This window comes from Tardiphaga alba (genome assembly GCF_018279705.1).
GTDB lineage: Bacteria > Pseudomonadota > Alphaproteobacteria > Rhizobiales > Xanthobacteraceae > Tardiphaga > Tardiphaga alba.
The window spans coordinates 2,688,295-2,705,375 of sequence record NZ_CP036498.1; the positions used below are offsets into that span (position 1 = coordinate 2,688,295).

Sequence of the window (17,081 nt, forward strand, 5' to 3'; positions counted from 1 at the left end):
CGTCTAACGCGTGACCGCTGTGCTGGGCACCGAAGCCGTTTTGCGTCTGGCGAGAGGTGCCAGTCCCAGGGGCGTCAGCAGGTTCAGGCGCTGCAGGACGACATGAGCGATCATGGGCAGGATCACGCCGGCTGCCGTCCCCGCCAGCAAATAGAGCCAGGGCCAGTGCGGCACATTCAGTTTCAGCATCAGGATGCGGGTGCCGGAGCCGGCCAGGATGTGCAGGATATAGATCGTCATCGACATCAGTCCGACTGCGGCCAGCCAGCGGTGACGGGGCGCGTCCATCAGCTTGCAGAGAAGAACGACGGCCGCGATGCCGAAAATGCAGGCGGGCAGCGCCAGCAGGCTGTTTGCATCCCAACCCGAGAGGCGAGCTGTTGCAGCAACGGCAGCCGCGAAACCTGCAAGAGCCGCCATCAGCAGCAGCCAGCCGGCACCACGCTGCGGCTGCCACGCGGTCACGAGCCGCGCTCCGTAGAGCCCGGCCACATAGAAAGCGAAGTGGTGAAGCGTGAGCGCGAGGTCAGGCCGGGCCGGCAACGCGCAGAAGATCGCGAAGCTCAGCAGGGCCAGCCCGATCATCAGTGCACGGCGGCGCACGAGAGCTGCAACGATGTGGCAGATCATCAGGGCGTAGAGAAACCAGAACTGCCCGATCGGGCGATACCAGATCGCGGCAAGGTCGCTCGGCAGGATCGGGACATTGGCATCGCGTGCCATCACCATGATGACGCCGCCTTGAATGAGCGACCACAACACATAGGGGTAGGCGATGGTCCAGGCCTTGCTGGCGAGAAATGACCGTGTGCCATGCCGCAGACTGTGCTGCACGTTCAGCCCCGCGAGAAAGAAAAACAGGGGCATGTGGAAGGTGTAGAGCGTGTAGCTCATCCAGCGTGTCAGCGTTTCGTCGGGAAACAGATGGGCGCTGAACAGGCCTCCAAGGACGTGGCCGAACACGACCAGAATGACGCCGATGCCGCGGGCATAATCGATCCAGACCTGACGATCGGGAGCGTCTGATGTCACGATGTGATCGGGCGAGGGGGGCATCACGGACACGATGTTCAGCGGATAAGGTTGTTGCTGTAAAGCATAGGATTGCCGCGATACGTCATCGTTAACGCAGGTGTGTAGGCTCTTACCGACCGGCTGCACATAGGTGTCAGTCTACGTCCGGGCTTGATTTTCTTTGCATTTCAGTGCCCATCTCCGGTGAATTGACCCATGTGACCCCTTGGGTGGGATCGCTGACACCGATTTGGCACCACGTTTCAGGACTTCACCGTGACTGACTATGTTCGCAAGATCCTCGACAGCCGCGTCTACGACGTCGCGGTACAGACACCGCTGGACAAGATGGTGCGCCTCAGCGCCCGTATTGGCAGCCCGGTGCTGTTGAAGCGCGAGGATCTACAGCCGGTGTTCTCGTTCAAGATTCGCGGCGCCTATAACCGCATCGCGCAGCTCTCGCCGGAGCAGCGCGCCGCCGGCGTGATCTGTGCGTCCGCAGGCAATCACGCGCAGGGCGTGGCGCTGTCGGCGCAGAAGCTCGGCATCAAGGCCACCATCGTGATGCCGGTGACGACGCCGCCGATCAAGATCGATGCCGTCCGCTATTGGGGTGGCAATGCCGTGCTGTTCGGCGACACGTTCGACGAAGCTGCCGCGCATGCGCGAAAACTCGAGGTCGAACAGAAGCTGACTTTCGTGCATCCCTATGATGATCCCGACGTGATCGCGGGGCAGGGCACCATTGGCATGGAGATCCTGCAACAGCATCCCGATCCGATCGAAGCGGTGTTTGTGCCGATCGGCGGCGGCGGTCTGGCAGCAGGCGTTGCGTCCTTCATCAAATTCCTACGGCCCGAGACCAAGGTGATCGGTGTCGAACCTGCGGACGCGGCGTCCATGAAAGCCGCCATCGAAACAGGCGATCGTGTCGTGCTCAATCGCGTCGGCCTTTTCGCCGATGGCGTCGCCGTGCGTCAGGCGGGGGCCGAGACCTTCCGTCTGTGCCGCGAATTGCTGAATGATGTGATCACGGCCGACACCGACGAAATGTGTGCGGCGATCAAGGATATCTTCGAGGATACGCGCGTGATCGCCGAACCCGCAGGCGCACTGGCGCTGGCCGGGCTCAAGGCCTATGCCGCGGCGAACCCGACGCGATCAGGCGCGCTGGTGGCCATCAGCAGCGGCGCCAACATGAACTTCGACCGCCTGCGCCACGTGGCCGAGCGCGCCGAAGTCGGCGAAGCCCGTGAAATCCTGCTTGGCGTAACCATCCCGGAAAAGCCCGGCAGCTATCGCCGCTTCATCCAGACCATCGGCAATCAGGTCATCACCGAATTCAACTATCGCTATGCCGAGGCGAAGGAAGCCAATGTCTTTGTCGGCATCAAGCTGTCGGACGCGCGGCAGGAGAAAGCGAAGCTGATCGAGCAGCTGCGTTCGCTCGATTACAAGGTGCTGGATATCAGCGCGGACGAAACGGCCAAGCTGCATATCCGCTATATGGTTGGCGGGCGCGCGCCGCCGGAATTGAAGGGCGAGGTGATCCTCCGCTTCGAATTCCCGGAACGGCCTGGAGCCTTGCTAAAATTCCTCGACCAGATGGAGCCCGACTGGAACATCACGCTGTTCCATTACCGCAACCACGGCGCCGATTATGGCCGCATCCTGGTGGGCCTGCAGGTGCCCGAAGCCGATCGCGGCCGCATGGGCGAGCGCCTGAGCGCGTTGGGCTATCCCTATGAGGACGAGACGGACAACCCGGTCTACCGGATGTTTTTGAATGGCTAGGCTGTAGCCCGGATGGAGCGCAGCGCAATCCGGGGACCGGCGATATGCTGCTACCCTGAAGCCCGGATTACGCTTCGCGTCATCCGGGCTACGCTCCCCATTTCTGCCTTTTTTTCGTTCGAAGCCGATGCTTAACGAATTGCTAGCACTGTCCGGCCAGAATCGGACGGCTAGGCCAATGCCCTCTCGGGCGGCGGCCTTGGGGGATTTTTCTTACCGGTTTCATGGCCCGATGCGCCTTTTGTTGCTGCCTTTGCTGACGTCGCTGGTGGTGCTTTTCGTTGCGCCCGCCCATGCCGATTTGCGCATTACCCGCGACCACGGTGGCTATGTCGAGGAATACAAGGCGAAGTATGAGCGCATCCGTGAGCGCAAGGAACGGGTGATCATCGATGGGATCTGCAATTCGGCCTGCACACTCGTGCTCGGCATCGTGCCGCTCAACAAGGTCTGCGTGACGCCGCGCGCCAGCCTCGGTTTCCATCAGGCCTATTACGACAAGTCGTTCACCTTCGGCATGAAGGTCATCAGCCAGGAGGGGACGTCCGATCTGATGTCCTATTATCCGGCCACGGTAAAAAGCTGGCTCGCCCGCAATGGCGGCCTCACGCCGGAGATGAAGAAGGTCAAGAACGGCATGGAATTGTGGAAGATCATCGATCCCTGTCCGGAAGAGTTTTTCTAGCGCGGGAATGTAGGGTGGGCAAAGCGCAGCGTGCCCACCTCAAACAGCCGTGCACTTGAAGGTGGGCCCGCTGCGCTTTTCCCACCCTAAGAAGCGACGAGCTTCCGATTCCTCCGTCTTACCAGCGCCAGTGCCACCAGCACCGTCGGCACCAAGATCGCCAACGCCAGGATCACGATCTGCCACTGCGACAGCGGATTGATGCCGCCGCCCGGCGTTGCCAGTGTGATGCCGCCAAGGATCAGCAGCACGCGCAGCGGCCATTCCATCGTGCCGGCGCGGCGGAGATCGCCGACCCAGGCCTGATAGCCCTGAATGCCACCGCAGATGAAGACGATGCCGATGCAGGCGAGGGCTGTGAGGCCGAGCGCCTCCGCATAAGGCATTTCGCCCTGCAGCAGCAGCGACGGATTCAGCACGAAGAAGAACGGGATGAAGTAGATGATGCTGCCGACCCACATGCTCTGCCATCCCGTCTTCATCGCCGGTGCGCCGGCAATGCCGGCGGCGGCAAAGGACGCGATGGCGACCGGCGGCGTGATCGATGACAGCATGCCCCAATAGAAGATGAACATGTGCACGGCCATCTTGTTGAGGCCGAGTTTTTCCAGCGCCGGCGCCACCAGGATGGCCAAGAAAATATAGCAGGAGGTGGTGGTCAGGCCGAGGCCGAGCACGAGGCTGGTGAAGGCGCACATCACCAGCAGCAGGAAGACATTGCCGCCGGCGATGGCGAGCAGATCATTGGCGAGGCTGGAGATCACGCCGGTCAGCGAGAAGGCACCGATCAGCAGGCCGCAGCCGGCGAGGATGGCAATCAGTTCGACGAAGGTCTTGCCGTTGAGTTCGAGGAAATGCAACCAGCGCGCGCCACCCCAGTTCTTGCCGGGGAAGAACTCGTTGAGGGCGGCCAGAATGCACATCCCCCACAGGATCGAATTCGGCGCATCCAGCCACAGCATGATGCCGGTGAGGGCGATGGCGAGCAGCAGCACCAGCGTGTTGCCGGTCTTCCATGGCGCCGGCCCGGACCACTGATGCAGGATCACGAGCAGTGCCGTGGCATAGAACGGCGCGTGGCTCTCGCGTTTGAAGTAGAGCAGCATCACCACCAGGATCGCGATGACGAACAGATAATACCAGCCGTCCTTGATCGCATCGCGGAAGCGCGGCAGCTCCTCGCGCGGAATGCCTTCGAGCTTGTGGCGTGCGGCATAGGAGTCCACCTGCGCGAACAGGCCGAAATAATACAGCACCGACGGAATGGTGGCGGCCAGCGCAACATCGGCGTAGCTGACGTTCATGAACTGCGCCATCACGAAAGCCGTTGCCCCCAGCACCGGCGGCGCCAGCACGGCGCCGGTGGAGGCGCAGGCTTCGATCGCGCCGGCATAAGACGGCGTGAAGCCCGTTTTCTTCATCGCCGGGATCGTCATGGTGCCGGCGGTGAGCACATTGGAGACGATGCTGCCGCCGACGGTGCCGAGCAGGCCCGATGCGAAGATACAGACCTTTGCAGCGCCGCCGCGGAACGTGCCGCAAAGCGCGAAGGCGATATTGATGAAGAATTTTCCGGCGCCCGTCATCATCAGCGCTGTGCCGAAGACGAGGAAGCCGATCACCGTATCGGCAAAGGCTTGGATCGGGATGCCGAGCAGGCTTTCGCCGGAGAGGACGTGATAGGCGGTGGTCTGCGCCAGTGTCGATTGGGTACCGCGGAACGGGCCGAGCCAGCTTGAATCCGCCACCATCGGATAGATCGTGAAGGGCGCGACGCTGAGCAGCAGGCTCCAGCCGCCGGTGCGGCGCAGCGCTTCCATCAACACGAACCACATCACGAGTCCGGCCGCGATCACGCCATTGGGCGCGCCATCGAATTCCCAGCCGAACTGGGCGGCCTTTCGGATGTTCAGCATCAGGTAGATCGCGGCAGCGAAAGTGCCGACGAAGAGAATGAGGTCGTACCACGGCACGCGATCGAGATTGGCCTTCGGCGTTCCCGGAAACATCAGGAACGTGAACGGCAACATCAGCGCGATCAGGAGATAGAAGTATTCCGTATTCAGCTGCGTGTAATCGACGAGGAAGCGCAGTGCGAATTGCTGATTGATGCAGAGCAGGATGGTCGCGAGCGTTGCAGCCATCAAGGCCCAGCGCCAGATGCCGTGCAACGCGCGCACGCGCGTGACTTCAGACTCCTGGAGGTCGGCGACCCCATGGGGATCGTCGAGCTCCATTTTCGGTGGCACGTCGGAATTCAGCCGCGCAGAGTCAGAAGATGAAGTCATGGCAATGCGATCCAGCGGCTTGTGGCGGATGAGGTGCTGCTTAACACCGTCCTCATGGTGAGGAGCGCGCCCATTGGCGCGCGTCTCGAACCATGGCGATCATCTCCATCCTTCGAGACGCCGCGCAAACGCACAGCTCCTCAGGATGAGGAAGAGTTTGTGGAGCGAGCGACATTTCAAATCGAAACGCGCTATTCCTCGAAACCGTTCGGCATATTGGCCTTGACGAGCGCATCTGCGCGCGCCGTCATCCAGCCGCTGAGAAACTCGCTTTCGCTCTTCGATGCACTGGCTTTGGCGTAACCATCCCATGCAGCCTTCAAAATGCCCTGCCGCTTGATGAGCCCGTCATTGTGCATCTGATCTTCGGCGGTCCAGTGATTGGCCTCCTTCAACGCGCGCACGGCGCCGGGATGGAAAGGCACCACCCATTTCATCGACTGTGCCTTGACGGCAAGGCCAAGCGCGCCGGGCGCGTTATCCTTGTAGGCGTCGAAATTCACGATCATCGCCTTGGTGATCGCGTAGATCTGGTCTTCGCTCTGCGAGCCGTAAACCGTCGCGATGGGATAGGGGTAGGTGCTGAGCTTGATCGGCGTCTGCGGCGTGATGCCGGCACCGCAAGTCGCGACGTGCGGATTGAAGAACGGTGCGATGCGCTTCACGCGCTCCCATGCCGCCTTGTCCTCGGCCGGCATCGGCGGCCAGATCAGTCCGCGCGGCGATGTCTCGGCTTCCTTGGCCGGGCCGGTAATGGTGGTGCCGAAAGCCGCATCGACGTCGTTGTTCACCATGCCTTTCCACATCGCGCCGTAGCTGGCGAATTCGATCGGCTTCACATCGGCCTTGGTCAATCCGCCATAGGCCATGATGGCGAGCGAGTTCTGGTTCAAGGCGGGCGAGCCTACGACGAAGCCGACGCGCTTGCCGCGGAGATCCTTGATCTCTTTAACGTTGATATCCTTGGCGACGCCAAGCGACGCGCCGTTGCAGTCGATGGTGGAGAGCGTCACCTGCGCGGGCTGCGGGCCCCATTCCTTGGCGCCGAACTCGAACACGCCTTCCTGCGCGAAATAGACGCCCGAGCCCATCCACGACATCGTTGCACGACCGGCGCGCAGCGGCGCCATGCGGGCAACATCGTTGCCGGCGGGCAGAACACGTACGTCGGTGCCGTATTTGTCCTTCATCATTTTGCCGACAGCGACAGCGATGTTGAAGCCGGCGGTGCCGGTGTCATAGGCGGTGACCGCCATGGATGATGGAAGCTTGATGTCTTGTGCTTGTACGGCGCCGGCCGTGCACAGCACAGCCATCGACGCCAGCCCAACGAGCCGGTGCAACATAGATCCCTCCCGAATGCATTCGCTTTGCGAATTGCTTTTGTTATTTCGCGATCATGTCATCGCGTTTTGACGATGACAACATGGATTGGCATCACCGTCCTCGTTCTCTGGGCCGATGCGCGGCGGCGAAAGCATTGCGTCATTGCTCGCTAAAGGTGTGTGGGTGCTGCGACGATACGCGCCCAAAGCATGAGGGGTTGCGCGCATCATGGTGTTGTCGTTCGAAATTCCGTGAGGTAGCGTAGCCGGCAAGCGGAATATAATTCCGCGTAACGAAACGGGATGGCGGCGCTGCTGGAGGTCAATGACGACCGGTTCCAGCCAAAGATGCGCCGCCCAAGAGGATGCGCATTATGGGACGACGGTCTGAACGGCTCACCAAGCAGGGTATGCTCGCCAGCGATCAGACGGGCGAGGGCGACGTGATTCAGGTGGTCTCGCGCGCATTCGATATCCTGCGCTGCTTCGAGGGCCACGATGCGCGCCTCGGTAATCTCGAAATTTCCAAGCGTTGCGGCCTGCCGCGCTCGACGGTGTCGCGCCTGACGCATACGCTGACCCGGATGGGCCAGCTCGCTTATCTCCCCGGCGATCAAAAATACCGCATTGGCTCCAGCGCGGTGGCGATGAGCACCTCGATGACGCGCGGCCTGCAGGTGCGCAACCTGATCCGCATGCGGCTGCAGGAAGTGGCCGATCAGATCCCCGGCACCATCGGCTTCACGATCCCCGACCGTCACCACATGGTCTATCTCGAATATGCCCGCGCCGATCACGCGCTCGGACTGCATTCGACCACCGGCAGCCGCATTGCCATGGGCCGTACGGCCGCCGGCCATGCCTATCTGGCGGCGCTCGACGAAGATGTCGGCAATGCGCTGATCAAGGACATGTCGCGGGACATGCCGGATGAGGCCAATATCCTGCGCAGCAGGATCGAAGCCAATCGCCAGTCGCTGCGTGACCATGGCTATGTCATCGCCAGCGGCATGTTCAGCCCGCACATTACCGGCATCGGCGTTCCGATCTGGTCGCCGCATTACCAGACCTATGTGGTGGTGGTGATCGGCGTGCTGTCGGCCATGTATGACGATGAGCGGATGGCGAGCGAGATCGGCCCGATCATTCGTCAGCTCAGCGAGACGATCAGCGTCATGATCCAGAATGCCGATAGCGGCCTCACCGCGGCTGCCGTGTCGAGCGCCCCTTCGGCCCCAACAATTCATAAAAAAATGCTCCCGGAGGGAATGAATGAACTGGAAGCCGGAACTCGACGACCTGGCCCGGCGCGAAGCCTTCGCGCGGGAGATGGGCGGCGCTGACAAGGTCAAGCGACAGCATGACCAGGGCCGGCTCACGGTTCGTGAGCGCATCGACAAGCTGACCGACGCCAACAGTTTTCATGAGATCGGTGCCGTCTCCGGCATCGGCGAATATGACGAGAAGGGCGAGCTGACGAAGCTGACCCCGGCCAACTGCGTGTTCGGCCGGGCGCGGATCGATGGCCGCACCGTTGTCGTGGTCGGCGATGACTTCACCGTGCGCGGTGGATCAGCCGATGCGTCGATCTCGGCCAAACCATTGATGGCCGAGGAGATGGCGCATGAGCTGCGCCTGCCGATCATCCGTGTCATCGAAGGTTCGGGTGGCGGTGGCTCGGTGAAGACCATCGAGACCAAGGGCGCCGCCAATCTGCCCGGCGGCGTCGGCGGCACGCGTTGGTACTGGTACACAACGGCGAACCTGTCCCAGGTGCCGGTGGTTGGTCTCGGGCTCGGCTCCGTCGCCGGCCTCGGTGCCGCGCGTCTGGCTGCGTGCCACTATTCGGTGATGACCAAGAACTCTGCGATGTTCGTCGCAGGGCCACCGGTCGTCGCGCGTCTTGGTGCAGCCCTCGACAAGAAAGAACTCGGCGGCGCCGATATCCAGACACGTGCCGGCGGTGTCGATCATGCGGTCAATACGGAGGAGGAGGCCTTCGCCTGCGCGCGGCGCTTCCTGTCCTACCTTCCGTCATCGGTCTACGAATTGCCGCCGACGCTTCCCTGCAATGACGACCCCGAGCGGGCCGAGCCGATGCTGCTCAACGCCGTGCCGCGCGGGCGCAAGGAAGTCTACAAGATGCGGCCGATCATCGACGCTGTCGTCGATCGCGGCTCGTTCTTCGAAATGTCGGCGAATTTCGGTCGCCCGATCATCACGGGTTTTGCCCGCCTCGAAGGGCGCGCTGTTCTCGTGCTGGCCAGCGATCCGTTCCACTACGGCGGTTCGTGGACGTCAGACGCCTGCCAGAAAGTGATCCGCTTCGTCGATCTCGCCGAGACCTTCCATCTGCCGGTGGTCTATCTGATGGACTGCCCGGGTTTCATGGTCGGCCTCGAAGCCGAGAAACAGGCGACCATCCGCTATGGCGTGCGCGCGATGGCGGCGGTGAACCAGAGCACGGTGCCGTGGTGCACGATCATCCTGCGCAACGCTTTTGGCGTCGCCGGCGTGGTGCATCAGCCGGCCAACCGCTATTCGATGCGCTATGCGTGGCCATCTGCCTATTGGGGCTCGCTGCCATTGGAAGGCGGTATCGAGGCCGCCTATCGCGCCGAGATCGATGCGGCCGATGATCCCAAGGCCAAGCTCGAGGAAATTGAGGAGCGTCTCAACAAGCTGCGTTCGCCGTTCCGTTCGGCCGAGAAGTTCTGGGTGGAAGAGGTGATCAACCCGCTGAAGACGCGCTCGCTGCTGTGTGAGTTTGCGCGTCTCGCTGAGCCTTTGCGCACGCCCGGCCCGGCGCGATTGCAGATGCGGCCGTGACTAATAGTGTAGGGTGGGCAAAGCAAAGCGTGCCCACCATCACGCGCACGGCACTTGAAGGTGGGCACGGCGCTTCGCGCCTTTGCCCACCCTACATCCTCACGCCGTCGCCATCTTCTTGTCCTTCGTGATCGCCAGCACGATCACGGCGGCCACGATGCAAAGAGCACCTGCCGCAAAGAATGCCGGCAGGTAGCTCAAAAGCACCGTGCGCGACAGGCCGGCGCCGAAGGCGGCCGTCGCCGCGCCGAGCTGATGGCCCGCAAAGATCCAGCCGAAGACGAGGCCGGCACGCTCCGCGCCAAACTGCGCGGCGGTAAGACGGACAGTCGGCGGCACCGTAGCAATCCAGTCGAGGCCATAGAACAACGCGAACAGCGATAGCCCGTAGAAGGTGAAGTCGGTGAAGGGCAGCGCCAGCAGCGACAGGCCGCGCAGGCCGTAATACCAGAACAGCAGGTAGCGGTTGTCATAGCGATCCGACAGCCAGCCCGATGCGATGGTGCCGACGAAATCGAACACGCCCATGGCCGCGAGCAGGCCAGCGGCCTGCACTTCGGGAATGCCGAAGTCCAGGCACATGGGGATCAGGTGAACCTGCACGAGCCCGTTGGTGCTGGCGCCGCAGATGAAAAAAGTCGCGAACAGGATCCAGAATACTTTTGTCTTCGCGGCATCGCGCAGCGCGCCGAGGGCCGCCGCCATGATCGGCGCATTGGCCGGGGGAGGCGGAGGCAGCGGATCGGTGCTGGTATCGCCGAACGGGCGCAGATCGAGATCGCTCGGCCGATCGCGCATCACCAGCAACACGGCGATAGCGGCAAAAGCGAGCATCACGCACATCAAAGCGAGCGCCCAGCGCCAGCCGACTTGCGCGGTGATGCTCGCTAGAATGGGCAGGAAGATTAGCTGTCCGGTGGCGGCGCTTGCAGTGAGGATGCCGATCACAAGGCCGCGCCGCTCCTTGAACCAGCGCGACGCCACGGTGGCGCCGAGGACGAGGGCCGTCATACCGGTGCCGACGCCGACCGCAAATCCCCACAGGGCTACTAACTGCCAGAGCTCTGTCATGCCGAGCGACAGCACCAGGCTGGCGACCACGATCACCAGTGCCGTCAGCGTAACATTACGCAGCCCGTAGCGGTTCATCAGCGCCGCGGCGAAGGGTGCCATCAGGCCGAACAGCACGAAGCGGATCGACATGGCCGAGGAAATCTCGGCAGTGCTCCAGCCGAATTCCTTCTGCAAGGGCACGATGAACACGCCGGGCGCGCCGACCGCCGCGGCACTCACCAGCGCGGTGATGAAGGTCACGGCAATCATCGCCCAGCCGTAATGGATGTTGCGGCGAGCGAGTGCGGTCGAAAGCCATCCGGAGATCATCGTGATGTCCATGTGATGAAAAGGATGATGCTCATCATATGATGCGCTGCGGCAATTGCAAGGGAGGGAGCGCTCCGCCCTCTCAACCGTCATTGCGAGCCCTGAAGAATTGGCAAAGCCAATTCTTTTGGGCGAAGCAATCCAGTTCTTGACCAAAGACTGGATTGCTTCGTCGCTACGCTAAGGGAACAGCCAATTGGCTTTTCCTGACCTCGCAATGACGGCGAAAATTACCGCTTGCGATTGATGAAGTCGCCCATCAGCTTTTGCGGTTCACCGGTCAGATAGGCCTGGCCGAACACCCCGACGCTGAGATCCATCGACTCCTTCAATGGCAGCTCTTCCCATTGACGCAGCATGGCTTTTTGCGATCGCAACGCGTCCGGTGCGCATTCGAGCAGGGCATCGACCAGCTTCTCGACCTCGGCGTCGAGCGCGCCTTGGGCTGCCACCACATCGACAAGTCCCCAGTTCAGCGCCGTCGGTGCATCAATGGTGGCCGCTGTCATGATCAACCAGCGTGCACGGCTCCAGCCGATCAGCCGCGGCAGCAGCGCCGCCTGGATCACCGAGGGAATACCGACGCGCACCTCGGGCATGGCGAATTTCGCATCATGCGCTGCAACGCGAAAATCGCAGGCGGCAGCGAATTCCAGCCCGCCGCCGAGGCTCCAGCCGGGAATGCGGGCGATGACGGGGGCAGGGAAGAGCCGCGGCGCATCGCAAAGCGCGCGCAGGCCCGAGATAAACGTCTCGGCCGAGCGCTGGTCGAGGCCCGCCATCTCTTTGATATCGGCGCCGCCGATCATGCTCTTTTCGCTTTGGCCGGCGATGAGCAGCACGCGGATGTCGCGATCGGCGGCGAGGGCCTCGATACCTTCGCGGACGTGATTGATCACAGTAGTGCCAAGGATGTTGAGCGATCCCGCATTGCAGATCGTCAGCCGGACGACACCGCGGGAGTCGCGGTCGATGCCGCAATGCGGATTGAGCATGTGCATGGGAATTCCTCGCCTCACGAGCTTTTTTTCAAGGCTCAGGTTCCGCGGCAGCTGCTTAAAGTCAAGCGCGCCCAGCGGGACGCGTTGCGCGCGCGGCGCAGAGCAATTAGTATGATCAGTATCATCTTTTTCGGCGGAATGGACCGGGCATGCGTTACTCCAAAGAGCACAAGGCCGAGACCCACGCCCGCATCGTCAAGAAGGCGTCGGTGCGGCTGCGCGAGCGCGGCGCCCATGGCATCGGCGTGGCCGACCTGATGAAGGAAGCCGGCCTGACCCATGGCGGCTTCTACGCGCATTTCGACTCGCGCGAGGCGCTGGTGGTCGAGGCTTTCAACTATGCCATGGACCGCGCCATGGCGCGCCGGCGGCAGCAGGTGGAAGACCTGGCGCCGGAAGAGCGGCTGGCTCATCTCGTCGAGACCTATCTCTCGCCGCAGCATCGCGACAATGCTGGTCATGGCTGCGCCATGCCTGCACTTGGCGCCGAGATCGCGCGGGAGAGCCCAAAGACGCGCCGCGCTTTTGCGGCAAAGCTCGACGACATGATCGCCATGATGGCGGAGCAATATCCCGGCGATTCCGCAGCGGCGCGAAAACAGGCGATCGCTGCCCTCGCCACCATGATGGGCGGCATCCTGATGGCGCGCATCGCAGGCTCCGGCGAGGTGTCTGACGAGTTCCTGCAGGTCGGTCGCGACACTGTTCTGGGGCGCGCCACGGTGCAACCCATCGCCAAGCGTGCAGTTGCGAAAAAGGCTGCGAAGAAGACTTAAAATCGTTCGAACACGAGCGCCTGACACATTGTCGCGGTCGTGACATTTGTCAGGCCGTGCGCCCCGGCCAGCGCCTTGCATTTTCGCAAAACCGCTGCGCATTCGAGGCCTTTTCAAAGCGGGCAAAGCCTGCTCAACATCCCGTCCAAATTGGCTCCCCAAGGAGGAACGCATGCGGACGATCGGACATTTCATTGGCGGCAAGGAAGTCGCTGGCACATCTGGGCGTTTTGCCGATGTTTTCGAGCCGATGACCGGCGATGTGCAGGCCAAGGTCGCGCTCGCCTCCAAGGCCGAAATGCGCGCCGCCATCGAGAACGCTGCAGCCGCGCAGGTCGCCTGGGGCAACACCAATCCGCAGCGCCGCGCGCGCGTGTTGATGAAGTTCCTCGAACTCGCCCAGCGCGATTACGACAAGCTGGCTGAATGCCTCGCCCGCGAGCACGGCAAGACGGTGCCGGACGCCAAGGGCGACATCCAGCGTGGCCTTGAAGTGGTCGAATTCGCATGCGGCATCCCGCACCTGATGAAGGGCGAATATACCGAAGGCGCTGGCCCGAACATCGACATCTATTCCATGCGCCAGCCGCTCGGCGTCGTCGCCGGCATCACGCCGTTCAACTTCCCGGCCATGATCCCGATGTGGAAGTTCGGTCCTGCGATCGCTTGCGGCAACGCATTCATCCTCAAGCCTTCCGAGCGCGACCCTGGCGTGCCGATGATGCTGGCCCAGCTGATGATCGAAGCCGGCCTGCCGCCGGGCGTCCTCAATGTCGTCAATGGCGACAAGGAAGCCGTCGATGCGATTCTCGACGATCAGGACATCAAGGCCGTCGGCTTCGTCGGCTCGACCCCGATCGCCGAATATATCTACACCCGTGCGGCACAGACCGGTAAGCGCTGCCAGTGCTTCGGTGGCGCCAAGAACCACGCCATCATCATGCCCGATGCGGACATGGACCAGGCCGTGGATGCGCTGATCGGCGCGGGCTACGGCTCGGCCGGCGAGCGCTGCATGGCCGTCTCGGTTGCCGTGCCGGTGGGCAAGGCGACCGCCGATCGCCTGATGGAAAAGCTGATCCCGCGCGTCGAGAGCCTGAAGATCGGCACCTCGATCGATCCGACCGCCGACTACGGTCCGCTGGTGACTGCGGAAGCCGTCGAGCGCGTGAAGAGCTACATCGATATCGGCGTCAAGGAAGGCGCGACCCTCGCTGTCGATGGCCGCGGCTTCAAGATGCAGGGCTACGAGAAAGGCTTCTATCTCGGTGGCTGCCTGTTCGACAACGTCACTAAGGACATGCGCATCTACAAGGAAGAAATCTTCGGCCCGGTGCTGTCGGTTGTCCGCGCCAATGATTACGAAGAAGCGCTCGCGCTACCGTCGGATCACGACTATGGCAATGGCGTTGCCATCTTCACCCGCGACGGCGACGCAGCGCGCGACTTCGCCGCCAAGGTGAATGTCGGCATGGTCGGCATCAATGTGCCGATCCCGGTTCCGATCGCTTACTACACCTTCGGGGGCTGGAAGAAGTCGGGCTTCGGCGACCTCAACCAGCACGGTCCGGACTCGATCCGCTTCTACACCAAGACCAAGACGGTCACCTCGCGCTGGCCGTCCGGCGTCAAGGAAGGCGCGGAGTTCTCCATTCCGCTGATGAAGTAAGACGAACATAACGGCCCGGCAGCATCTGTGATGCGCCGGGCCGTTTGCTTTCTCACCCGCAATTAACAAAGAAGGGCGTCATGCAATTCGCTCTCGATGAGGAACAAACCGCTATCCGCGACATGGCGCGCGATTTTGCGGCAGAAAAGATTGCTCCCTTTGCCCTGAAGTGGGACGAGGAAAAGCATTTCCCGAAAGACGTGATGCGCGCGGCTGCCGAGCTCGGCATGGGCGGCATCTATATTCGCGACGATGTCGGCGGCTCCGCCATGACGCGATTCGATGCGGCGCTGATTTTTGAAGCGCTTGCCACGGGATGCCCGACGACATCGGCCTTCATCTCGATCCACAACATGGCGTCGTGGATGATCGATAGCTATGGCAGCGATACGCAGCGCCAGAAATGGCTGCCGCGCCTCTGCACCATGGAGCTGCTGGCGAGCTATTGCCTGACCGAGCCGGGCGCCGGCTCCGATGCCGCCGCGTTGCGCACCAAGGCGGTGCTCGACGGTGATCACTATGTGCTGAACGGGCAGAAGCAGTTCATCTCCGGCGCCGGCGATACCGATATCTACGTCGCGATGGTGCGGACATCAGGCGAGGGCGCTGGCGGCGTATCGACGCTGGTGATCGACAAGGATACGCCCGGTCTCTCCTTCGGCGCCAATGAGCGCAAGATGGGCTGGAATGCGCAGCCGACCCGTGCCGTGATTTTCGAGAATGCGCGCGTGCCTGTCGCCAACCGGCTCGGCGCCGAAGGCATCGGTTTCAAGATCGCCATGGCCGGCCTCGATGGCGGCCGCCTCAACATCGCGGCATGCTCGCTCGGCGGCGCGCAATCGGCGCTCGACAAGTCGCTCGCTTACATGAAAGAACGAAAAGCCTTCGGCAAGAAGCTCGATGAATTCCAGGCACTGCAATTCCGCGTCGCCGACATGGCGACCGAGCTGGAAGCCGCGCGCACCTTCCTCTGGCGCGCTGCCGCAGCGCTGGACCGTAAGGATTCTGACGCCAGTATGCTGTGCGCCATGGCAAAGCGCTTCGGAACGGATATCGGTTTCGAGGTCGCCAATGAGGCGCTGCAACTGCATGGCGGCTACGGCTATCTCGCCGAATATGGTGTCGAGAAGATCGTGCGCGATCTGCGCGTGCACCAGATCCTCGAAGGCACCAATGAAATCATGCGGCTGATCGTGTCGCGCAAACTGATCGAGGGCGCACGATGAGTGATGGCGTGGAGGGCGATCTGATCGCCCGCAAGGAAGGCGCAGCCGGCATTTTGCGGCTGAACCGGCCGAAAGCGCTGAATGCACTGACGCTCGAGATGACGCGCGAGATCGTCACGGCGCTGGACACGTTCGAGGCCGATCCCTCCATCGCCGTCATCATTCTCGAAGGCGCCGGCGAGCGCGGCCTCTGCGCCGGCGGCGACATCCGCGGCCTCTATGAGAGCGCCAAGGCGAAAGGCGATCTCGGCAAGATCTTCTGGCGCGAGGAGTACATCCTCAATGCGCGCATCTCGAAATTCCCGAAGCCCTACGTCGCCTATATGGATGGCTTCGTGATGGGCGGTGGCGTCGGTCTCGCCGGCCATGCCAGCCATCGCATCGTCACCGAGAAAACGAAAATGGCGATGCCGGAAGTGAGCCTCGGCTTCTTTCCCGACGTCGGCGGCACCTGGCTTTTGTCGCGCGCGCCGGGTGAACTCGGCACGTATTTCGGTCTTACGGGCCAGACTGCCAACGGCGCCGATGCGCTGGCTGCCCGCATGGCCGACGTGTTGATCGACACCAGCAATTGGCCTGCGCTGCGCGACGCACTCACGAAGCTTACGCCGGGCGCCGATGCGTCCGCTGTCATGGCCAAGCTCAAGAGTTTTGCCGCGCCGGATCAGACCGGCCCTGTCACCGCGCAGCGCGCGCTGATCGATCGCGCCTTTGCCCATGACAGCGTCGAGGACATCGTCGCGGCGCTGGAGCAGGACGGCTCCGACTTCGCACAGGCAACGCTGAAGGCGATGGCCGACAAGTCGCCGCGCGGCCTCAAGGTGACGCTGAAACTGCTGCGTCTCGCGCGCGCATCGGCCTCACTCGAAGAATGTCTGTCGCGCGAATATCTCGCGGCGCTCGAAGTCTTCGACAGCGCCGATTTCGTCGAGGGCGTGCGTGCGGCGATCATCGACAAGGATCGCAATCCGAAGTGGCAGCCGCCTGATCTCAACGGCGTCACGCCGGAGATTGTGGCCCGCTATCTTGCGCCGCGCGACGTCGCGCTCATTTTCTGAACGAAAGTCGGATTCCCCTGAAGGGGCCGACAT

General features: G+C 62.4%; 13 protein-coding genes. 8 read left to right on the plus strand and 5 right to left on the minus strand.

All coding sequences use genetic code 11. The annotated features are described in order from the left end of the window. Nucleotides 1-3: 3 nt before the first annotated feature. Entirely contained in the window at nucleotides 4-1,161 is a 1,158-nt protein-coding gene (locus tag RPMA_RS12750) for an acyltransferase family protein (protein ID WP_211913142.1), read from the minus strand. Nucleotides 1,162-1,290: 129 nt separating this feature from the next. On the opposite strand from RPMA_RS12750, the gene ilvA reads away from it, so the two are divergent. Further along, nucleotides 1,291-2,808 (plus strand): threonine ammonia-lyase, biosynthetic, encoded by a 1,518-nt coding sequence (gene ilvA / locus RPMA_RS12755; protein ID WP_211913143.1) that lies wholly within the window; start codon nucleotides 1,291-1,293, stop codon nucleotides 2,806-2,808. Nucleotides 2,809-3,040: 232 nt separating this feature from the next. Then, nucleotides 3,041-3,493, plus strand: a complete 453-nt coding sequence (locus tag RPMA_RS12760; protein ID WP_211913144.1) for a hypothetical protein — start codon at nucleotides 3,041-3,043, stop codon at nucleotides 3,491-3,493. Between the two features lie 86 nt (nucleotides 3,494-3,579). Here the strand turns inward: RPMA_RS12760 and RPMA_RS12765 are convergent, their stop codons facing one another. Both RPMA_RS12765 and RPMA_RS12770 read right to left on the minus strand, forming a co-directional pair. Then, on the minus strand, nucleotides 3,580-5,781 hold the full coding sequence (locus RPMA_RS12765) for a TRAP transporter permease (protein ID WP_211913145.1): 2,202 nt from the start codon (nucleotides 5,779-5,781) through the stop codon (nucleotides 3,580-3,582). A gap of 191 nt (nucleotides 5,782-5,972) precedes the next feature. Then, nucleotides 5,973-7,127 (minus strand): TAXI family TRAP transporter solute-binding subunit, encoded by a 1,155-nt coding sequence (locus tag RPMA_RS12770; RefSeq protein WP_211913146.1) that lies wholly within the window; start codon nucleotides 7,125-7,127, stop codon nucleotides 5,973-5,975. A gap of 353 nt (nucleotides 7,128-7,480) precedes the next feature. Between RPMA_RS12770 and RPMA_RS12775 the strand changes: the two genes are divergently transcribed. Together RPMA_RS12775 and RPMA_RS12780 are read left to right on the plus strand one after the other, a co-directional pair. Then, a complete protein-coding gene (locus RPMA_RS12775) occupies nucleotides 7,481-8,449 on the plus strand; it encodes an IclR family transcriptional regulator (protein WP_211913147.1) in 969 nt (322 codons plus the stop codon). Then, complete coding sequence (locus RPMA_RS12780; RefSeq protein ID WP_211913148.1) at nucleotides 8,379-9,935, plus strand: acyl-CoA carboxylase subunit beta; 1,557 nt, start codon at nucleotides 8,379-8,381, stop codon at nucleotides 9,933-9,935. Before RPMA_RS12775 ends, RPMA_RS12780 begins: the two co-directional genes overlap by 71 nt. Before the next feature lie 99 nt (nucleotides 9,936-10,034). On the opposite strand, the gene RPMA_RS12785 is transcribed toward RPMA_RS12780, so the two are convergent. Both RPMA_RS12785 and RPMA_RS12790 read right to left on the minus strand, forming a co-directional pair. Beyond that, nucleotides 10,035-11,318 carry an MFS transporter gene (locus RPMA_RS12785; protein ID WP_211913149.1) on the minus strand — a complete coding sequence of 428 codons (1,284 nt, stop codon included), beginning with the start codon at nucleotides 11,316-11,318 and terminating at the stop codon, nucleotides 10,035-10,037. 230 nt (nucleotides 11,319-11,548) lie between these two features. Then, the gene (locus RPMA_RS12790; RefSeq protein WP_211913150.1) at nucleotides 11,549-12,319 is read right to left on the minus strand and encodes an enoyl-CoA hydratase; all 771 of its coding nucleotides are present in this window, start codon (nucleotides 12,317-12,319) and stop codon (nucleotides 11,549-11,551) included. 149 nt (nucleotides 12,320-12,468) lie between these two features. On the opposite strand from RPMA_RS12790, the gene RPMA_RS12795 reads away from it, so the two are divergent. The 4 genes from RPMA_RS12795 to RPMA_RS12810 all read left to right on the plus strand — a co-directional run bounded on the left by RPMA_RS12795 (nucleotide 12,469) and on the right by RPMA_RS12810 (nucleotide 17,048). Beyond that, nucleotides 12,469-13,095, plus strand: a complete 627-nt coding sequence (locus RPMA_RS12795) for a TetR/AcrR family transcriptional regulator (RefSeq protein WP_211913151.1) — start codon at nucleotides 12,469-12,471, stop codon at nucleotides 13,093-13,095. A gap of 172 nt (nucleotides 13,096-13,267) precedes the next feature. After that, nucleotides 13,268-14,764, plus strand: a complete 1,497-nt coding sequence (locus RPMA_RS12800) for a CoA-acylating methylmalonate-semialdehyde dehydrogenase (RefSeq protein WP_211913152.1) — start codon at nucleotides 13,268-13,270, stop codon at nucleotides 14,762-14,764. Between the two features lie 80 nt (nucleotides 14,765-14,844). Continuing rightward, nucleotides 14,845-15,990, plus strand: a complete 1,146-nt coding sequence (locus tag RPMA_RS12805) for an isobutyryl-CoA dehydrogenase (RefSeq protein ID WP_211913153.1) — start codon at nucleotides 14,845-14,847, stop codon at nucleotides 15,988-15,990. Continuing rightward, complete coding sequence (locus RPMA_RS12810; protein ID WP_211913154.1) at nucleotides 15,987-17,048, plus strand: enoyl-CoA hydratase/isomerase family protein; 1,062 nt, start codon at nucleotides 15,987-15,989, stop codon at nucleotides 17,046-17,048. The genes RPMA_RS12805 and RPMA_RS12810 overlap by 4 nt, the downstream gene beginning before the upstream one ends. Nucleotides 17,049-17,081 lie beyond the last annotated feature (33 nt).

Excerpts from the sequence above, each read along its gene's own strand:
- RPMA_RS12800 (WP_211913152.1), top strand. The coding sequence starts at position 13,268 with ATGCGGACGATCGGACATTTCATTGGCGGCAAGGAAGTCGCTGGCACA.
- RPMA_RS12770 (WP_211913146.1), bottom strand. The coding sequence starts at position 7,127 with ATGTTGCACCGGCTCGTTGGGCTGGCGTCGATGGCTGTGCTGTGCACG.
- RPMA_RS12810 (WP_211913154.1), top strand. The coding sequence starts at position 15,987 with ATGAGTGATGGCGTGGAGGGCGATCTGATCGCCCGCAAGGAAGGCGCA.
- RPMA_RS12760 (WP_211913144.1), top strand. The coding sequence starts at position 3,041 with ATGCGCCTTTTGTTGCTGCCTTTGCTGACGTCGCTGGTGGTGCTTTTC.
- RPMA_RS12785 (WP_211913149.1), bottom strand. The coding sequence starts at position 11,318 with ATGATCTCCGGATGGCTTTCGACCGCACTCGCTCGCCGCAACATCCAT.
- RPMA_RS12775 (WP_211913147.1), top strand. The coding sequence starts at position 7,481 with ATGGGACGACGGTCTGAACGGCTCACCAAGCAGGGTATGCTCGCCAGC.
- RPMA_RS12795 (WP_211913151.1), top strand. The coding sequence starts at position 12,469 with ATGCGTTACTCCAAAGAGCACAAGGCCGAGACCCACGCCCGCATCGTC.
- RPMA_RS12780 (WP_211913148.1), top strand. The coding sequence starts at position 8,379 with ATGAACTGGAAGCCGGAACTCGACGACCTGGCCCGGCGCGAAGCCTTC.
- RPMA_RS12790 (WP_211913150.1), bottom strand. The coding sequence starts at position 12,319 with ATGCACATGCTCAATCCGCATTGCGGCATCGACCGCGACTCCCGCGGT.
- RPMA_RS12805 (WP_211913153.1), top strand. The coding sequence starts at position 14,845 with ATGCAATTCGCTCTCGATGAGGAACAAACCGCTATCCGCGACATGGCG.
- RPMA_RS12765 (WP_211913145.1), bottom strand. The coding sequence starts at position 5,781 with ATGACTTCATCTTCTGACTCTGCGCGGCTGAATTCCGACGTGCCACCG.